Origin of the sequence: Deinococcus indicus (assembly GCF_002198095.1) — a bacterium.
Lineage (GTDB): Bacteria > Deinococcota > Deinococci > Deinococcales > Deinococcaceae > Deinococcus > Deinococcus caeni.
This window is the reverse complement of the sequence record NZ_NHMK01000009.1, coordinates 829,684-848,188: the sequence shown is the minus strand read 5'-3', so window position 1 is coordinate 848,188 and position 18,505 is coordinate 829,684. Positions and strand designations below refer to the sequence as shown.

The 18,505-nt window shown below is 72.5% G+C and carries 14 protein-coding genes; 4 read left to right on the top strand and 10 right to left on the bottom strand.

Annotated elements, in window-relative coordinates; translation table 11 throughout:
* Positions 1–229 precede the first annotated feature (229 nt).
* The 6 genes from CBQ26_RS06540 to CBQ26_RS06515 form a co-directional block, all read right to left on the bottom strand.
* Complete coding sequence (locus CBQ26_RS06540; RefSeq protein WP_088247713.1) at positions 230–1,483, bottom strand: MFS transporter; 1,254 nt, start codon at positions 1,481–1,483, stop codon at positions 230–232.
* An 84-nt stretch (positions 1,484–1,567) separates the two neighbouring features.
* Entirely contained in the window at positions 1,568–2,332 is a 765-nt protein-coding gene (locus CBQ26_RS06535; protein ID WP_244897992.1) for an RluA family pseudouridine synthase, read from the bottom strand.
* The gene (locus CBQ26_RS06530; RefSeq protein WP_172417939.1) at positions 2,329–2,919 is read right to left on the bottom strand and encodes an NADPH-dependent FMN reductase; all 591 of its coding nucleotides are present in this window, start codon (positions 2,917–2,919) and stop codon (positions 2,329–2,331) included. Before CBQ26_RS06530 ends, CBQ26_RS06535 begins: the two co-directional genes overlap by 4 nt.
* 80 nt (positions 2,920–2,999) lie before the next feature.
* On the bottom strand, positions 3,000–4,067 hold the full coding sequence (locus CBQ26_RS06525; RefSeq protein ID WP_088247708.1) for a M48 family metallopeptidase: 1,068 nt from the start codon (positions 4,065–4,067) through the stop codon (positions 3,000–3,002).
* Between the two features lie 2 nt (positions 4,068–4,069).
* Positions 4,070–5,275, bottom strand: a complete 1,206-nt coding sequence (locus CBQ26_RS06520) for a YjgN family protein (RefSeq protein WP_088247706.1) — start codon at positions 5,273–5,275, stop codon at positions 4,070–4,072.
* A 181-nt stretch (positions 5,276–5,456) separates the two neighbouring features.
* Entirely contained in the window at positions 5,457–5,723 is a 267-nt protein-coding gene (locus CBQ26_RS06515) for a cold-shock protein (protein WP_088247704.1), read from the bottom strand.
* A 288-nt stretch (positions 5,724–6,011) separates the two neighbouring features.
* On the opposite strand from CBQ26_RS06515, the gene CBQ26_RS06510 reads away from it, so the two are divergent.
* Positions 6,012–6,596 (top strand): gamma carbonic anhydrase family protein, encoded by a 585-nt coding sequence (locus tag CBQ26_RS06510; protein ID WP_143341984.1) that lies wholly within the window; start codon positions 6,012–6,014, stop codon positions 6,594–6,596.
* Between the two features lie 25 nt (positions 6,597–6,621).
* Positions 6,622–7,530 (top strand): hypothetical protein, encoded by a 909-nt coding sequence (locus tag CBQ26_RS06505; RefSeq protein WP_308430592.1) that lies wholly within the window; start codon positions 6,622–6,624, stop codon positions 7,528–7,530.
* Positions 7,531–7,565: 35 nt separating this feature from the next.
* On the opposite strand, the gene CBQ26_RS06500 is transcribed toward CBQ26_RS06505, so the two are convergent.
* Both CBQ26_RS06500 and CBQ26_RS06495 read right to left on the bottom strand, forming a co-directional pair.
* A complete protein-coding gene (locus tag CBQ26_RS06500) occupies positions 7,566–8,408 on the bottom strand; it encodes an SDR family oxidoreductase (RefSeq protein ID WP_229844027.1) in 843 nt (280 codons plus the stop codon).
* Between the two features lie 444 nt (positions 8,409–8,852).
* Entirely contained in the window at positions 8,853–9,467 is a 615-nt protein-coding gene (locus CBQ26_RS06495; protein ID WP_088247701.1) for a TetR/AcrR family transcriptional regulator, read from the bottom strand.
* Positions 9,468–9,603: 136 nt separating this feature from the next.
* Here CBQ26_RS06495 and CBQ26_RS06490 point away from each other — a divergent pair, with 136 nt between their 5' ends.
* Both CBQ26_RS06490 and CBQ26_RS06485 read left to right on the top strand, forming a co-directional pair.
* A complete protein-coding gene (locus CBQ26_RS06490; protein WP_088247698.1) occupies positions 9,604–12,207 on the top strand; it encodes a YhgE/Pip domain-containing protein in 2,604 nt (867 codons plus the stop codon).
* Between the two features lie 204 nt (positions 12,208–12,411).
* Complete coding sequence (locus tag CBQ26_RS06485; RefSeq protein ID WP_088247697.1) at positions 12,412–14,454, top strand: vWA domain-containing protein; 2,043 nt, start codon at positions 12,412–12,414, stop codon at positions 14,452–14,454.
* A gap of 191 nt (positions 14,455–14,645) precedes the next feature.
* Here the strand turns inward: CBQ26_RS06485 and recG are convergent, their stop codons facing one another.
* Both recG and CBQ26_RS06475 read right to left on the bottom strand, forming a co-directional pair.
* Positions 14,646–16,988: an ATP-dependent DNA helicase RecG gene (gene recG, locus CBQ26_RS06480; protein WP_088247695.1), complete on the bottom strand. Its 2,343-nt coding sequence runs from the start codon at positions 16,986–16,988 to the stop codon at positions 14,646–14,648.
* Between the two features lie 49 nt (positions 16,989–17,037).
* Positions 17,038–18,444 carry an MFS transporter gene (locus tag CBQ26_RS06475; RefSeq protein ID WP_172417938.1) on the bottom strand — a complete coding sequence of 469 codons (1,407 nt, stop codon included), beginning with the start codon at positions 18,442–18,444 and terminating at the stop codon, positions 17,038–17,040.
* Positions 18,445–18,505: the final 61 nt, after the last annotated feature.

Below are 18,505 nucleotides of genomic sequence, written 5' to 3'. Positions count from 1 at the left end.
AGGACACGCTCCGGACTCCGCTTGCAGGGTTCTTGGAGATCCCCCCCAGCTCCGGAGAGCCGCTGCCCCGTTGTCAACGAAACCGACGGAATCCACGGGATGGAAGCGCGGCCCGGACGTGGGAGGTCCGGGCCGCGCGCAGGTTCATAGACTTCAATTGATTCGATGCCGGCGGATGCGGTCACAGAGGCGGGGTGCGGGTCTTCGACGTGACAGGCGGCCGTTTGTCTCAGGTCGTGACGGGCCGGGTCGACTGGTGGTCCGGTACGTTCCGGACGAGCAGCACGCCCAGGATGAAGAACGCGGCGGCCACGCCGAACACCAGCGTGTACCCCAGGTTGTCGCCCTGCGCGTTCCCCCAGTCGAGCAGCGCGCCCTGCGGCCCGCCGATGAACTGCGGCGCCACGAACGCCACGTGCCAGATGCCCATGTCCCGCGCGAAGCTGGTGTCGCTGGGCATGGCGTCGCTGCCCAGCGCCCAGTCCACGCTGGTGAACGCCCCGAAGCCCAGCCCGAACACCACGGCCAGCAGCAGCGCCGCCCCGAAGCCCGGCACGATCAGCAGCAGCAGCGCGGCGACGGCCATGGTCGTCCCGGCGACGTAGATGACGGGTTTGCGGCCCACCCGGTCACTGATCCGCCCGCCGATCAGGGCCGAGACGATGCTCGCCACGATGATGCACGCCAGCATGATCGAGTTCGAGGTGGCCGGGTCCTTCTGGCCCAGCACGTCGGCGTTGTAGAACTGCAGGAAGGGCTGCACCGAGTACTGACCCAGCGCGAACAGGACGCGCGTGACGAACACCCACAGGAACGGCCTGTACGCGAACAGCGACTGCCACGGCGCGGGTTGCGTGCCGGACGGGGCGGGGCGGGCGTCGTCCGGCACGCCGCGCATCGTCACGAGGGCCGGCACGAGCAGGAACGCGGCGATCAGCACGAACGACACCATGGACGGCAACCCCAGCGTCCCGACCACGAAGGCGCTGACCGCGCCGAGCAGCTGTCCGGCCGCCTGGAGCATGCCCATCACGCCGCTGTACCGGCCGCGCTGCTCGGTCGGAACGAGTTGCGGAATCAGGGCCGAGTACGGCGCGGTGGCGTAGTTGTTGCCGAACTGCACGAGCAGGAACCCCAGTACGTACACCCAGAAGCCCGTCATGCCGCTCAGCAGGGTCACGGCGCCCCCCATGACGGCCAGTCCCGCGATGTTCACGCCCACGCCCAGCCGCAGGTACGGCACGCGCCGCCCGGTGCGGTCGCTGTGCGCGCCCACCAGCGGCGGAATGACGAGCGCCATGACCGCGCCGATGGCTGTCAGGGCGCCCACGTACGTGCCCTTGCGGTCCGGGCCGACGAACTCGAGGACGTTGGCGGGCATCAGGACCAGCAGCAGCAGCAGCCAGTGGAACGCCGTGCCGAACCAGAACGCGGACAGCACCCACGGGCTCACGCGCGGGGCAGCAGGAGGAGAGGCAATCATGATGCGGCGAGTATACGGGCCGCCCGGCCGGCACCCGCACGCAAACGGGCGGCGCTGCCGGACCGGGCGCGCCACTCTTGCGGATCAGGGCGTGTCTGGCAGGGCGTCCCAGTACGCCTGGAGGTCCGGGGCGAGCGGCACCTCAGCCACGACCTGCGTGGCGGCCCACGGGAACGCCACGCGCGCCGCGTGCAGCGCCTGACGCGCCAGTCCCAGCCGCGCCGTGAGTTCCGGCGTCTGCCCGGTCTCCATGAACGTCAGGAACACGTCGGGGTCGCGGCCGTAGATCTTGTCGCCCACCATCGGCAGGCCCAGGTGCGACAGGTGCGCGCGGATCTGGTGCAGCCGCCCGCTGCGGGGGTACGCCTCGATCAGGGCGTGCCCGGCGCGGCGGGCCACCACCCGGAAGTCGGTCACGGCGGGCTTGCCGTCCGGCACGACCCCCTGCCGGATGCTGATGCGGTTCGCGCCGCCCAGTCCCAGGTCGCCGAGCGGGGCGTCCAGCGTGCGCCGCTCCCAGTCGGGGGTGCCGTGTACGACCGCCAGGTACGTCTTGCCGACCAAGTGCGTCTTGAACAGCGTGAAGAATCGCTGCGCGGCCTCGCGGTCGCGGGTCAGGACCTGCGCGCCGCTCGTCTCTCGGTCCAGGCGGTGCGGCGGCGCGAGGTCCGCCTCGCCGGTCGTGCGTTGCATGAACGTCAGCAGGTCCGGCACCTCTACCCGCGCCCGGACCGGGTGCGTGAGCCACAGCGCCGGCTTGTGCACCACGTAGAAGTCCGGGTGTTCCAGGATCACGCGCGGGCGTTCCGTGGGCGGCAGGAGCGGCGCGGTGCGGGCGGGCGCGGTCACAGTTCCCACGCGCTGGCGTAGTCGCGCCCCGAGAGCCGCTCCGACAGGTCCACGCCCCGGTCCACGGTGCGGGCCAGCCGCGCGCGCAGCCACTCGCCCGGCACGCCCGGCGCGTCCCAGTGGGCGGACGTGGCGTACACGAAGTGCGGGTTCACCACGCAGCGGAAATCCACCATCAGCCCGAACGCGAACGCCCCATGACTCAGGTAGCCGTGGTCCAGCCCGCCGGACACCAGGAACGTGACGGGCCGGTCGAACCACGCGCCGTGCAGGCCGCGCGCCTCGTCGCTGCTGCCGGTCAGTTCCACCAGCGCTTTCGCGCCGGACCCCAGGCCCCAGTTGTACACGGGTACGCCCAGGAACACGCCGTCCGCGCCCGCCACGGCCGCGTGGTAACGCGCGGCGTTCGGGTGGTCGTAGCAGCCGCCGGCGCCCTGCACGTTGTCGAAGGGCGGCAGCGGGTCGGTCCGCAGGTCGAGGAACGTGACCTCGTGCCCCTGCGCCCGCAACTGCGCGGCAGCCAGGGTGCACAACCACGCGCTGCGGCTTTCCGGGTCGAGACTGGTGGACAGAACCGTGAACTTCACGCCCCAGAGCGTAGTGCATGACGGCCCGCGCATCTGTGCCCCTCCGACTGACCGGCAGCGGGCCACACGCCGGGGCCGGGTCAGCGGGCGGCGTCCTCCAGCTGCCGCAGGTGCTCGATGCGGGCGGCCGTGCCGGGGTGCGTGCTCAGCAGGTCCGGCAGGCCGTCCGCACCTCCCTCCGCCGATTCCAGCCGCGCCAGGATGGTCTGGAGGGGCCGCGTGGTGCCGTAGCGTTCCAGCAGGTAGCGGGCGGCCACCGCGTCGGACTGCGTCTCGGCGGCCCGCGAGTACCCGCCCTGCACGAGTGCCACCGGCACCGCCGCCGCGAAGGTGGACGCGCTGACCACGTCCCCGGTCAGGGCCGTGACGATCAGGCTCAGGCCCAGCGCCTGATACACGCTGGCCAGCCCGTGCCGCTGCGTGACGTGCCCCGCCTCGTGCGCCAGCACCCCGATCAGTTCCCGGTCACTGCGGGCCAGCGCGACGAGCTGATCGGTCATGACGACCGTGCCGTTCGGCAACGCGAACGCATTCGCGCCCATCCCGACGCCTCCCGCCGGCTCGCCGTCGCGCAGCAGCAGCCGGTACCCGTACCCACCGCCCGCCCAGCCGCTCACATCCCGGAACGCCGCCTGCAACTGCGCCTGCCGCGCCGCGCTCAGTCCGCTCGGGCCGATCAGGTCCTGACCTTCCAGCACCCGCATCGCCTCCCGGTCGAACGAGGCCAGCACGCCCTGCGGGGTCACGGCCGCCGCCTGACGCGCCAGGGCCGGCAGGCCGAAGGTCACGAACCCCCACAGCAGCGCCCCGGTCACGGCGACCGCGCCGAGCGCCGCGCCCCAGCTGGCCTCCAGGCGGGCCACGCCGCCCAGCAGGCGGTTGCGGCCGTGCCGGGTCTCCCAGGCGCGGACGGTGGCGTGCTCGGCCGTCTCGAACCGGCTGCCGTCCGGGAACGACAGGGCGCGGCGCACGCCGGGCAGCGCCGGGTCCACGGTCACGTCGGCCGCGCGCCAGTGGTGGTCGGCGCGGCCCGCCAGCCGTAGCCGCACGCCGTCCGGTTCCAGGTGCAGCGTGGCCGGGTGGTCGCGGCTGCTGCGACCGTCGAAGAACACGCCCGGCACCTCGGGCCACGAGTCGCCGCCCGGCATCCTCAGAACCCCAGCCCGATGTCCAGCAGTTCGGTGGCCGCCTCGCCCAGCGCCGACTCCGGCCCGCCCGCGCTGCCCGCGAACTCGTCCAGGGGCGCGATGGCCCGCACGGTCACGCCCTGCAGCAGGTAGCGGCTGCGGCGGATGTCCGCCCAGGGGGTCGCCAGCCCCAGCGTGAGCAGCTGCGCCACGCCGTTCGACACGCTGATCCACACCACCCGCCACGGGTTGAAGGTCGCGCCCGTGCGGACCACGCCGCCCAGTTCGGCGCTGTTCAGCACGTACCGCATGGTCGCCGCCCGCACGTACTGCCACACCACGCCCTGCAACACCAGCAGGATCACGTACGCCGCCGCGACGAAGAACACGCCGAAGAGGCCCGCACCCATCCAGTTCAGGCTGTCCAGCTCGAAGCCCTGGGCGGCCATCCAGGCCACCACTGCCACGACTGCCGGTACGCCCAGCAGCAGCCCCGCCCCGGCCATCACCCCCAGGGCCGTCAGCGCGATCAGGTACATGGGCGCCACGTCCCCCCGGAACAGACCGCGTGCCGACCCGTACCGCAGGTGGTCCAGCTGGTAACGGCGCTGCATGAACCACGCCCACGGCAGCGCCAGCCCCCCGGATACGGCCGCCGCCACGTTCGCGGCGCCGTACGCCACGTAGGCGTCCCGCACGCGGCCGTCGAAGTGAAAGCGCAGGCCCCGGTGCACGGTGTTCACCGCCTGGAAGCGCATGGACTGCGCCACCAGCCACGGGTACAACCCCAGGAACAGCAGGGCGATCAGGACCGACACCCAGCCCAGGCTCTCGCTCTCGCTGGTCAGCACGTAGGCCAGGAACAGCGCGCCCACCAGCAGGTACGAGCGCAGCAGGCGGCGCGGATCGGCCCGGTACTCGAAGTTGTGGCCGTCCACCCAGGTGTGCCCGTAGAAGTACTGCCGGTTGCGCACCCGCGCCCACGGCAGGTACAGCCCCAGCGTCACGACCGTCAGCGCCGCGTTCACGATCCACAGCCGGAAGTACTCGCCTGCCGACCCCGTGAACGACACCGGGTAGGTCGTCACGACCGGCGCGGCCTGTGTGCCGTCCGCCGCGTGCCCTGAGTGGATGCCTGTCGCGGGCGCGGCGGCGTGCCGGCCGAGAGGCGTGCCGGAGTCCGGGGCGGCAGCCGGGCGGTCCTTGGACAGGGAGACGGGGTCACTCATGCCCGCCATGCTACGGGCTGCGCGGCCGGCGCGCGGACGCACCTGCGCCGGCCCGGTCCTGCCGGCAGCGCCCCTTCATGCAGACAGCGGACGACGACGCGTCCGCTGCTGGGGTCAATGCTGAAAGAAAGGGTGGGTGGGGTGTCCGCTCAGGCTCCGCGCGGGAGCCCTGGGCGGGACATTACCAGCGGCTGCCGCCGCGGTTGCCGCCCATGCCGCCGCCCATCGGGGCGGGCGCGGCGTTGGTGACGACCACGTTCTTGGCCTGCGGGCCCTTGCTGCCCTGACCGGCTTCCACCTCGAACTCCACCTCGTCGCCCTCGTTGAGCTTGCGGAAGCCGCCGCTCTGGATGGCGCTGTAGTGCACGAACACGTCGGGGTTGCCGGGGTGCTCGATGAATCCGTAGCCTTTTTCAACGTTGAACCACTTCACTCGACCTTGAGCCATAACTCTCCTTGCATCTCAAGAATCCGCTGCCTGGTATCCCACCCTCTGGGTCAGACCCAACAGATGACGCGAATTTTGAGACCGCTGCATTATCGCATGACTTCCGCGCGGCGGTGTGCAAATCTGCGCCCCCGCCCGCGCGGCCCGCGCCCCCGCCAGCGGCGCGCTGACGGCAGGGTCATGCTAGGCTGACACCCAGTTCAACGCCGCGTGTGTGCCACAGCCGAAGCCTCCGGGCCCCTGCGCCGGAGCGGCCCCCGCACACGCGGCTTCCCGGAGGAAGACTGCATGCCGCGCTACGCCCTGGACGGGCACGTCCCCCACATTCACCCCACCGCGTTCACCGCGCCCAGCGCCGACATCATCGGTCAGGTCACGGTCGCCGCGCACGCCAGCGTCTGGTTCGGCGCCGTGCTGCGCGGCGACCTCGAGGCCATCACGGTCGGCCCGTCCTGCAACGTCCAGGACGGCGCGGTCCTGCACACCGACGCCGGCTGGCCCTGCATCCTGACCGATCACGTCACGGTCGGGCACCGCGCCATCGTGCACGGCGCCATCTGCGGTCCCGGCAGTCTGGTCGGCATGGGCGCCGTCATGCTCAGCGGCTCCAGCCTGGGGGCCGGCGCGGTCCTGGGGGCCGGCGCGGTCCTGCCGGAGGGCGTGCACGTCCCGGACGGCATGCTGGCCGTCGGCATTCCCGCGCGGGTCGTGCGGCCCGCGCCGGGCGGCGGCAACGCGGCGCGGTACGTGCAGACCGCCGCCCGCTTCCGCCACGGACTGGTCCTGCTGCCCGACGACGCGGACGGCACCGCCCCGGACGTGGCCAGCGCCCCCGACGCCGCGCAGGTGCTGTCGCGCGTGGACGGCCTGTGACCCTGCGGGGCGCCCGGAGGGCCGCGTGAAACAGAAGCGCCGCGCCGCCCGGCCCGACGGACGTCCCGCCGACCCCGCGCCCGACCCCACCCCCGAGGCTCCCATGACCGAACCGACCGGCACCCCGCCCGGCCCGGCCCCCGAACGGCCCGGCCCGCATCCCGCCGCGCCGGGCGTCCCGGAACTGCGGCCCATGTTCCCCGGCGCCGCGCCGTTCCTGGCGCGGTTCCTGCCGGAAGCGCCGCCCGCGCACACCGGACTCCAGCACGCCTTCTGCGACCTGCACGCGTTCCTGAAGTACCTGCACGAGCAGGCGTGGTTCGGGTACCTGCACGCCACGCTGGGTGAGCAGAGCGCCTTCGCGCTGCTGTTCGAGGGCCGCGCCGTCACGGCCGCCGCCGCGACCGCCACCGGCGAGCAGGCGCTCGGGGAACTGCTGAGCCTGTACGAGCAGGGCGCCTCGCTCAGCGCCCACCCGCTCCCGGCGACCCTGGCCCACGTCCTGAGCGGCGTCGGTTCGCGCGCCTGGAAGTTCAACCTCACGGAGGACTTCACGGGCCTGCACGCCAGCCCGACCGGCGCGGTCTGCTACCTGCGCGGCGAGATCATCGCCACCCTGCCCGCCAGCCTCCCGTACGAGGGCGCGTTCCCGGCCCCGCTGCGCCCGCAGACGCTGATCCTGCCGCGCAGTCTGGCCGGCTGGGCGCACCACCAGTACACCATGACCCTGCGCGGCCGCGACGCCCTGAACGCCATCACGGGCCTGCACCAGACCTTCCGCGCGCAGCACGGCCCGGCCGGACTGGCCTTCCTGCGCGCGCTGGGCGAGAACCTGTCGCCCGCCGAGTACGCCCTGCGCTCGGACGTCGCCCTGCACGACCTCGAGGTGATGGTGCAGGACTTCGTCAAGAACGGCCACATCCGCGAAGCCTGAGCGCAGGCCACCCGCGCCCGTTCAATCGCACCCGTTCAATCCAGGTAACCCTCGCTGAGGATCCACAGGCGGAACGCGGCGCCGTCGTCCTGCGCCTGCGGGGCGGGGGTCACGGCGCGGGACTCGCTGAAGTACGCGCCCGACACGGCCGAGTCGGTGCTGGCGAGGTGAATGCTGGTCTGCGCGCCCTGCTCGGCCGTGATGGCGAAGCGGTCCACGACGCGGTACGCCCGGCTGACCCACCCGCCGTTGTTGTGCGCGAAACCCGTGGCGACCATGCCGGGGTGCAGGCTGTTGCTGCGGATGCCGGGTTCGCGCCGCGCGAGTTCCCGCGCGAACAGGATGTTGGCCAGCTTGCTCTGCGCGTAGGCGGCCCACCCGCCGTACCCGCGCCGGAATTCCGGATCGTCGAACCGCACGCGGCCCATGGCGTGCGCGGCCGAAGCGACCGTGACGACACGCGGTGCGGCGCTGGCCCGCAGCAGCGGCAGCAGCTCACGGGTCAGCAGGAAGGGGGAGAGGTGATTGAGCGCCCAGGTCTGCTCGATGCCCTCGCGCGTCTCGGCGCGGCGGGCGTTGAAGGCGCCGGCGTTGTTCACCAGGACGTCCAGGCGGCCGTGACGGTCGGCGTACTCCTGCGCGGCGCGGCGGGTCTGCGCGAGTTCCGACAGGTCCGCCAGGATGTGGTCGCGCGCGCCGGTCTGCTGCGCGGCGCGGCGCGTGCGTTCCGGGTCGCGGCCGACGATGGTGACGTGCGCGCCGCGAGCCGCGAGTTCCCGCGCGGTGATCAGGCCGATGCCGCCGGTCGCGCCGGTCACGAGGACGTGCTGGTCGTGCAGGGAGTGGGGTGCGGGTGTGGGCGTGCGGTCTGACGTCATGCCGCCCAGCATAGAAGGCGCGGCGCGGCGGCGGCTAAGGACAATCCCGCCGCGCCCCGCCGGCCCGGTGAGCGGCGAAGGCCGGTGAACGGAAAGGGAGGCTGAACCTTCTGTGCGGTTCAGCCTCCTGGCGCTGCGGACTTCACCCGGCCCGCATTCCTGATTGTGTGCGCTGATAGGGTCAGTGTAGCGGGCGCGCTTCACAGCTTTGTCACAGCTGCATGAAGACGCCCTGATGAAGGTCGCGTGAGCAGCGCGGCCGGAGCCCGGATCAGCAATGGTGCGGACAGGCTCATCCCTTCAGGTCAGACCAGCGATGAACACGCCGCGTTTGCCCCTCCCCTTTGAGGTGGGAGGCCGGGAGGGGGTGGGCAGGAACGGCGTTGCAGAAGGCGTGTTCCATGCCTGCCCCCTCTGGCCCTTGTACAGTGTCCGCACCATTGATCAGTCGTCGCGGATGGTGGTGGCGATCTGGGTGGCGAAGGCCTGGACGCCGGTATTCAGCAGGGTGTCGAGCGTCTGCCCGAGCTGCGCGGTGGCGGCGGGTCCAAGGCCGGCGTTCACGGCGTGCGCGGCGGCGCCGTGCAGCAGGATGGTGATGCAGGTGAGCAGGTAGGGCGTGCGGGCGCCCTCGCTGGGCAGGTGGATGTGCAGGCGCTGTTCGAGGTCGGCCAGGACCTGCTGACGGCGGCGGGTAAAGGCGGGGCCGCTGCCGCTCTGGAGGAGGGTCAGCAGCGACTGTTCCTGCACGAGCTCGTTCAGCAGGGCGGAGAAGGGGCGGGTGCGTTCGCCGCTGTGGATCTCGGCGAGCAGCGGGGCGAGGCGCGTTTCGAGGTCGTGCAGCCGCGCCGTGAGCAGTTCCGCGAGGATGTCGGTGGTGGACGTGAAGTAGCTGTAGATGGTGGGGCGGGACACGCCGATCACGCGGGCGACGTCGCCCATGGTGACGGCCTCGAAGCCGCGGGTGGTGAACAGGGCCTCGCTGCCGCTGAGAATCTGCTGCCGGCGGTCGGCCGAGGGAAGGCGGCGGGGACTGCGGGCGGAGGAGAGGCTCTGCATGGGTCCAGTCTACACCTTTCTGACAACATGTCACCTGACAGATCGTCCATTGACAGAGTGTCATCTGGGGTGGATACTCCGTGGACTGACAACGTGTCAGAACCTGACGCGCCGCATTCCCGCTCCAGAGGTCCACATGAACACACTGCCTCCAGACGCCCCCACCCCGCCAGCCGCCCCCCGCTCCGGCCGCCTGAACGCCGATTACCAGGCCCTGACCCCGGCCGAACGCAGCCTGTGGCGCTACCCGATCATGTGGGCCGCCGCCGCCGCCTTCCTGTTCGTGCCGCTCATCTACGTCGGCGTGTACCTCATGAGCGTCTGGGACCCGGCCGGGAACCTGCCCGACCTGCCCGCCGCCATCGTCAACCTCGACCGGGGCACCGTCTCACGCGGCGAAACCGTCAACGTGGGCCGCGACCTCCTGACCGAACTGGACAAGGACCCCCCCGTGCAGTTCCGCCGCTACCCCACCCAGGCGCAGGCCGAGGCCGCCGTCCGGCGCGGCGACGTGTACTTCGCCCTGACCATCCCTGCCGACTTCAGCCGCCGCGCCGTGAGCGGCAGCAGCAGCGAACACGGCCTGCTCCAGCTCTACCGCGCCCCTGGCCTGAACTACTACGCCAGTACCGTCTCCGACCGCGTCGCCAGCGCCATCGCCGAGGACCTGAACGCCACCCTCGGCGAGAACCGCTGGGAAGTCGTGCAGAACAGCCTCGCCGACGTCCAGCAGGGCTTCCGTGACCTGCACGGCGCCACCGTGAAACTCGCGGACGGCGCGCAGACCCTGCTGGACGGCAGCGGGAAGCTCGCCGGCGGGGCCGCCACCCTCGCCAGCGGCGCGGGCACCCTGGCCGACGGCGCCGGCCGCCTCGCCACCGGCGCGGGCGACCTCAGCGGCGGCGTGGACCGCCTGACCGGCGGGGTCGGCCGCCTGAGCAGCAGCCTGAAACAACTCGAGGCGGCCGCCCCCGGCGAGAAACAACTCGCCCCGCTGCGCAGCGGCGCCGCCAAGCTCGCCAGCGGCACGGGCACCCTGGCCGGCGGCCTCGGCCAGCTCGCGGGCGGAAGCGAGCAGCTGGCCGCCGCCGCGAAGAAACTCGGCAGCGGCGCCGCCCAGGTCGATACCGGCACCCGCCAGCTCGCCGGGCAACTGCCCGCCCTGAGCAGCGGGTTGGGCGACCTGAACGGCGGCGCCGCCACCCTCGCCAGCGGCGCCGAACGCCTGAGCGGCGGCCTCGCGAAGGCCGGGACGGGCGCGAAACAGGCCTCGGACGGCGCCACGCAACTCGCCGCCGGACTGGGCAGGCTCGACACCGGCCTCGGCACCCTCCAGACCGGCGCGCAGTCCCTGCAAAGCGGCGCGACCAGCCTGGCCGCCGCGCTGAACGACACCCCCGCCGTGCAGGGCGCCCGCGCCCTCCAGACCGGCGCGACCAGCCTCGCGGACGGCCTGAAGGACTCGAAAGCCGCCTCGGCCGCCACCAGCCAGGGCGCCCAGGCCCTCGCCCGCCAGCTGCCCGGCCTGAGCAGCGGCCTGAACGACCTGAGCGGCGGCGCCGCACAGCTCCAGACCGGCGCGACCCGCCTCGCCGCCGGGGCCGCCAGCGCCCAGACCGGCGCGCAGAAGGCCGCCGCCGGCGCCGCGCAACTCGCGACCGCCACCACGCAACTCCGCAGCGGCGCCCAGAAACTCGCCGGGGGGGCCGGCACGCTCGCGGCGAACGCCCGTCAGGCCGCGACCGGCGCCACGCAACTCGCCGCCGGCGCCCAGAGCCTCCAGACCGGCGTGAACACGCTGGTAGACGGGAACCTGAAGATCAAGGACGCCCTCGGGCAGATCACCGCCAACCTCCCGGCCGCGCAGGACCTGAGCGCCCTGAGCAGCGGCGGGCGCACCCTCGCCACCAGCAGCGAACAGCTCGCCGACGGCGCCCGCAAGCTCGCCACGGGCGCCGGGACCCTGCGGTCCGGCACCACTGACCTGCAGGGCGGCGCCCGCCAGCTCCGGGACGGCCTCGTCACGCTGCGCGACCGCATCCCCACCGACACCGAACAGCTCGGCGGCGACCCCGACGGACTGGCCCGCAGCGTCAAGGTCCGCACCGAGGACTTCGCGAACGTCCCCAACAACGGCAACGCCTTCGCCCCGTACTTCATCGCCCTGGCCCTGTGGGTCGGCGCCACCCTGACCACCTTCATCTTCCCGTTCCTGCTGATTCCCGACAGTGGCCGCCACACCGGACAGGTCGCCCGCGTCCTGCGCAAACTCAGCGTGCCGCTCCTGATCGTCGCCGGACAGGCCGGCATCGTCGTCCTCGGCGTTCACCTGATGGGCGTGCAGTTCATGAACCCCACCCAGGTCCTGCTGACCAGCCTCGCCGGCAGCGTCACCTTCATGATCGTGATTCTCGCCCTGAACCTGCTGTTCGGCCCGGCCGGGCGCGTCCTGGCGCTGATCCTGCTGATCGTGCAACTCGCCGCGAGCGGCGGCAGCTACCCCGTGGAACTCTCCAGCCCCGCCTTCCAGGCCATCCACAACCTGATTCCCGTCACGGAACTCATCAACGCCCTGCGGCACGCCATGTTCGGCGCCTTCGAGGGCCAGTACTGGGACTTCATGGGCCGCATGGGACTGGTCGCCCTGATCGGCTTCACCGTCGCGCTGATCAGCCGCCGCCGCTGGGTGTACATCCCCGACGACCGCTTCCGTTCCCCCATCATCACCGACGTCGGCTGACCCGGACTCTGTCCGTTCAGGCCCATCCGCATGACGCCTCGCCCGTCCGCCGCCGCTCCCGTCCGGGGCGGCGGCGTTCCCGTCATGCTCCTCACGCCCGCGTTGTTCCCGCCGCGCCCGAACCGGTACACTGAAGACCCCCCCTGGACCGCCCTCAACCCGGCCCGGTGACGCTGCCCCGCACCGGTCCTGACAAGGAGTCCCATGCCCAGACCCGCCCCCACCCGCCGGTCCCGTTCCCGCACTGCCGCCCTGCGTCGCGGCGCGGCCGCCCTGCTGCTCCTGGGGACGCTGGCCCTCGCCGGCGGCGCCCACGCCCAGACCGGCCCCACCAGCGTCCAGCTGATCCTGGACGCCTCGGGCAGCATGTTCACGCGCCTGCCCGGCGGGCAGACCCGCATCGCCGCCGCGCAGGACGTCCTGAGCGATCTGATCGCCGCCCTGCCCGACCGCCCGGACCTGAACGTGGGCCTGCGGCTGTACGGCGCCCGCACGAACGCCGGGGACGCCGGCGCCTGCCAGGACAGCGCCCTGACCATCCCCATGACCGGCGTGGATCGCGCCGCTCTGCTGAACACCGTCCGGACCACCCGCCCACGCGGCGCGACGCCCATCGTGTACGCGCTCACGCAGGCCGCCCGTGACTTCCCCACCACGCCCGGCCGGAAACTCGTGGTGCTCGTCACGGACGGCCTGGAATCCTGCGGCGGGAACCTTCAGGACGCCCTGAAAGCCTTCCGGGAACGCGGCATCGAGGTGGACCTGCGCGTGATCGGCATCGACCTGAACGACCGCGCCGCGCAGGCCTTCGCGGGCGTCGGCACCTTCGTGAACACCCGCAGCGCCCCCGAACTCGCCGCCGCGCTCGGGCAGGCCACCGCGCAGGTCGCGCCGCCCGCCACGCAGACCCTGCCCGTCACCGTCACCCTCACCAGCGGCGGCAACCCCGTCACCAGCGGCCCCACCGTCACCCTGACCGGCACCGGCGGCCGCGCCACCAGCCTCAGCCCCGCCGGCGGCGCGTACGCGGCCAGCGTCCCGCCCGGCGCGTACACTGCCACCGTCAAGGCGGCCACCGAAACCCGCATCTTCGCGGGCCTGACCGTCAGCGCCGGCAGCCCCAACCGCTTCACGTTCGACCTGACCCCCACCGGCCGCGTCACCCTGACCGTCACGCCCGCCGCCCCCACCGCCGGGGGCCGCGCCACGATCAGCTTCAGCGGCGCGCCCGCCGCCACCGGCCGCCCCTGGATCACCCTCGCCCGCCCCGGCGACCCCGACCCCACCTACCTCGACTGGGAGTACGTGACCGGCGCGAGCGGCACCGTCACCCTGACCGTCCCCGACGACACCGCCCCCCACGAGGCCCGCTACCACCAGGCGAACCCCGACGGCAGCACCCGCGTCATCGGCCGCAGCGCCCCCTTCACGCCGCAACGCGCCGCCGCCAGCGTCACCGCGCCCGCCACGGCCGCGGCCGGCAGCGCCATCCGGGTGGGCTGGACCGGCCCGAACAACCCCGGCGACTACGTCACCATCGTTCCCGCCAGCGCCGACCCCGGCGCGTACACCCGCTACTTCTACACCACCGGCACCAACCCCGGCACCCTGACCACCCCCCCCACCCCCGGCGCGTACGAGGTCCGGCTGAACAACGAAACCTCCGGCCGCGTCCTGGCCCGCACGCCCATCACCCTGACCGCCAGCGCCTACGCCGTCACCGCCCCCACCACCGCCACCGCCGGCAGCCGCATCCAGGTGAACTGGACCGGCCCGAACAACCCCGGCGACTACGTGACCATCGTCCCCAGGGGCGCCCCTGTCGGCGCGTACCTCGCGTACTTCTACACGAAAGACGCCAACCCCGGCCCGCTCACCACGCCCCCCGCCCCCGGCGAGTACGAGATCCGCTACTCCACCGAGGCCACCAGCCCCAACCCCACCCTCGCCAGCACCCCCATCCGCCTGACCGCCGCCGCGTACAGCCTCAGCGCCCCCCGCCAGGGCAAGGCCGGCACCACCATCCAGGTGAACTGGACCGGCCCCAACAACCCCGGCGACTACGTCACCATCGTTCCCAGGGGCGCCCCCGTCGGCGCGTACCTCGACTACTTCTACACCAGGGACGGCAACCCCGGCGCCCTCACCCTGCCCGACCAGCCCGGCGAGTACGAGATCCGCTACTCCACCGAGGCCGCCACCCCCAACCCCACCCTGCACAGCATCCCCTTCACCGTCACGCCATAGACGGGGGCAGTTCAAGCCCGCATCAGCAATGGTGCGGACACGGCTCAACGGCCAGAGGGGACAGGCACGGAAAACGTCTTCTGTGACGCTATTCCTGCTCACCCCCTCCCGGCCTCCCCCCTCAAGGGGGAGGGGTCAACACGGCGTGGTCATCGCTGGTCTGCCCGGAAGTGATGAATGCGCACCATTGATCAGATCACTTCGCGGTAGGCGACGCTCTGGCTGCGGTTCTGGAGTTCGCTGCGCAGGTATTGCAGGCGGGGGTGTTCCAGTTTCGGGTCGTGCGCGAGGATGTGTTTGGCGAGTTCGCGGGCCTGTTCGATGATCTGCGTGTCGTTGGCGAGGTCCGCGAGGCGCAGGTCGGGGATGCCGCTCTGGCGGGTGCCGCGGATCTCGCCGGGGCCGCGGAGTTTCAGGTCGGCTTCCGCGATCACGAAGCCGTCGGTGCTGCCTTCGATGATCTTGAGGCGCTGGCGGGTCTTCTTGCTGTGTTCCCCGGCGATCAGGACGCAGTAGCTCTGGGCGCTGCCACGCCCGACGCGGCCGCGCAGCTGGTGCAGCTGGGCGAGGCCGAAGCGTTCGGCGTTCTCGATGACCATGACGGTGGCGTTGGGGACATCCACGCCGACCTCGATGACGGTGGTGGACACGAGCAGGTCGAAGTCGTGCGCGCGGAAGCGGTCCATGACATGGTCCTTCTCGGCGGCGCTCATCTTGCCGTGCAGGACCTCGGTGCGCGCCTCGGGGAGGATGGTCTTCAGGTCGTCGGCGAGTTGCGTGGCGGCCAGGAGTTCCAGGGTGTCGTTCTCCTCGATGAGGGCCGTGACGACGAACGCCTGCCGTCCCTCGCGGATCTGGCGCATGACGAAGCCGTAGGCCTGCTGCCGGGCGGTGTCCTGCACGAGTTTCGTCTCGATGGGCGTGCGGCCGGGCGGCAGTTCGTCGATGATCGAGAGCTCCAGGTCGCCGTACGCGGTCAGCGCCAGCGAGCGGGGGATGGGCGTGGCGCTCATGACGAGCACATCGGGGCGGCCCGCGAGGAGCCGGCGGCGCTGCTGCACGCCGAAGCGGTGTTCCTCGTCCACGACGGCCAGCCCGAGGTTGTCGAAGCGCACGTTCTCCTGAATGAGGGCCTGCGTGCCGGCCACGACGTCCACGTCGCCCTCGGCGATGCGGGTCTGCATCTCCAGTTTCGCCTTCGGGGTCATCGCGCCGATCAGGAGGCCCACCCGCACGTCCAGTTTGCCCAGGTACCCGACGAGGTTCGCGTAGTGCTGCCGCGCCAGGATCTCGGTGGGGGCCATCAGCGCGCCCTGGTAACCGTCGCGCACCGCGAGGTACAGGGCGCAGGCGGCCACGGCGGTCTTCCCGCTCCCCACGTCTCCCTGCACGAGGCGGGCCATCTGGCGGTCGCTGCGCATGTCGTCCGTGATCTCCAGCAGCACGCGCCGCTGCGCGTTCGTGAAGCGGAAGGGCAGGGCACCCTCGAAGGTGTGGATGTCCTCGCTCTTCGCGCCGAAGCGTTTGCCCTCCAGCACGGCGTCCTCGCCCTGAAGCAGCATCCGCAGTTCCAGGAACAGGTACTCGTCGAAGCGCAGGCGGTGGTTCGCGCGGGCCAGTTGCGCCTCGTCGGCCGGGTAGTGCATGCCCCACAGGGCGTCCCCCAGGTCGGTCAGGGCGTACTTCTGCCGCCAGTGGGCGGGCAGGTAGTCGTCCAGCGGCGCGGCCAGCAGCGCGCGGTGCGCGGCGCGGCGCAGGAATTCCTGCGAGACGCCGTCCTTGCTGTCGTACACACCCACGATCCGCCCGGTCGAGAGGGAGTCCTGCGCGCCGTCCACCGTTTCCAGGTGCTCGACTCCCAGTTGCACGCTGCGCCCGAAGCGTTTCACGCGGCCCGTCAGGACCAGCCGCGCGCCCTCCCGCAGCTGCTTTTCCACCCACGGCTGGTTGAACCACGTGGCCTTCACCCGCCCGCCCGACGGGGTTTCCAGCGTCACGTCCAGAATCTGCATGCCGGGTTTCGGGCTGCGGCGCGACTTGGCGACCACGCGCCCCTCCACCGTGACCTTCTGCCCGTCCTCGACCTCGGACAGGTCCGGCAGGGCGCGGCGGTCCTCGTGGCGGTGCGGGTAGGCGTGCAGCACGTCCCGGACGGTGTGCAGGCCCAGGGATTGCAGTTTGCGCGCCCCGCCGGGGCCGGTGTCCAGCCGGGCGATCTCGGCGTCCAGCGGCAGGCGCTCGCCGGGCGCGGCGGTCGGGGGGGCCGTGCGGGTTGCGGCGCGTTTCGGGGCGGCCTTCGGGGCGTCCGGGTCGGCCAGCAGCGCCAGCGCTCCCCGCAGGGCCGCCTCCCGCTCCGGGCCGTCCAGTTCCGCGTACCCGCGCAGGGCCTCGCGCACCTTCGGGAAGGGGTTGCCCAGCGGCGAGGCCAGCAGCCGCTCCACGCCGCCCGCCACCACGCGGTTCTGGCAACCGCCGGCCAGTTCGGCGCTCAGGGGCCGCCGCAATTTCTCCCGCAGTTCCGCCACAGTCGCCATGCGCGCTCAGGCTAGCAGAGGCGCGCGGCGGCGTCCGTGAGGGGCGCCGTCATTCGGGCGTGACGGACCCGGCCGGTGTCCGTTCCGGCGTGACCGGCGCGGCGCGCAGCAGCAGGCTCAGCGCGAACGCGGCGGCAACCAGTCCCAGCGCCAGGATGTACGCGCGGCGCAGTCCCTCGGCCAGCTGGAAGCCTCCGCTCTCGATGGCGCCGGACCCGATGAGCAGGGCCATCAGGGCCACGCCGAGCGCGCCGCCCATCTGCCGGGCGAACAGGACGCCGCTGGTGACGGCCCCCAGGTCCTCGCGGGCGCTGCTTTCCTGCGCGGCCAGCAGCAGGCTCAGCATGGCCAGCCCCATGCCGGTCCCGACGGCGAAGCCCAGGACGCTCGTGACCCACAGCGGCGCGTGGACGGCGAAGGTCAGCGCGGCGAACATGACGACCAGCACCGCAAAGCCCGCCTGCGAGATGCGCGCCAGCGGCACGGTCCGGACCAGCCGCGCGGTCAGGATGGCGGTCAGGGTCCACCCGACCAGCATGGGGGTCAGGATCGCCCCGGCGGAGGTCGCGCCGCCCCCGCTGACGCCCTGCGCGTACAGCGGCAGGTACGCGATCACGCCGAAGTACGCCGCGCCGCCCAGCAGGTTCCCGGCGAACGCTACGCGCGGCAGCCGCTCGCGCAGGGCCCGCATGGGCAGCAGCGGCTCCGGGTGCCGCCGCTCGACCAGCACGGCCGCCAGCAGGATCAGTAGTCCGGCGGCCACCATGAGCCACTGCCGCTGCTCCAGCCCCCACACCAGCAGGCCACTCCCGGCCGTGAACAGCAGCGCGCCGGGCCAGTCGAGCCGCGCGGGCCGGGGCCGCCCCGTTTCCGGCAGGAAGCGCAGGGCCAGCAGCAGGGCCGCCACCCCGAACGGCAGGCTGGCGTAGAAGGTCCAGCGCCACGAGAGGCTCTCGGTCAGCCAGCCGCCCAGCAGCGGTCCCAGCAGCCCCGAGACGCCCCACACGCCCGAGATGAACGACTGCACCCGCGTCCGTTCGGCCAGGGTGTACAGCTCCCCGATCATGGTCAGCGTCAGTGGCAGCAGCGCGCCCGCCCCGAGGCCCTGCACGGCCCGCGCCGCGATCAGGGAGGTCATGGAGGTGCTCAGGCCGCACAGCGCCGACCCGACCAGGAAGATCACCACGCCCCACAGGTACAGGCGGCGCCGCCCGACGATGTCGCTCGCGCGGCCCCACAGCGGACTGGACACCGTGCTGGTCAGCAGGTACACCGCGAACGGCAGGGCGTACAGGCTCTCGCCGCCCAGGTCCGTGATCACGCTGGGCATGGCGGTGGCGACCACGCTGGCCTCCAGCGCCGCCAGGAACACGCCCACCACCAGTCCCACCGTGGCGAGCTGCCGCACCTGCGGCGAGATGGCGGGGGCAGCGGCGGGGGTGGGGGGAGCGCTCACCCGCGCAGGGTACTCCCGGCGCGGTCATGAAGACTGCGGGACTGGATTCATGGACTCTGAA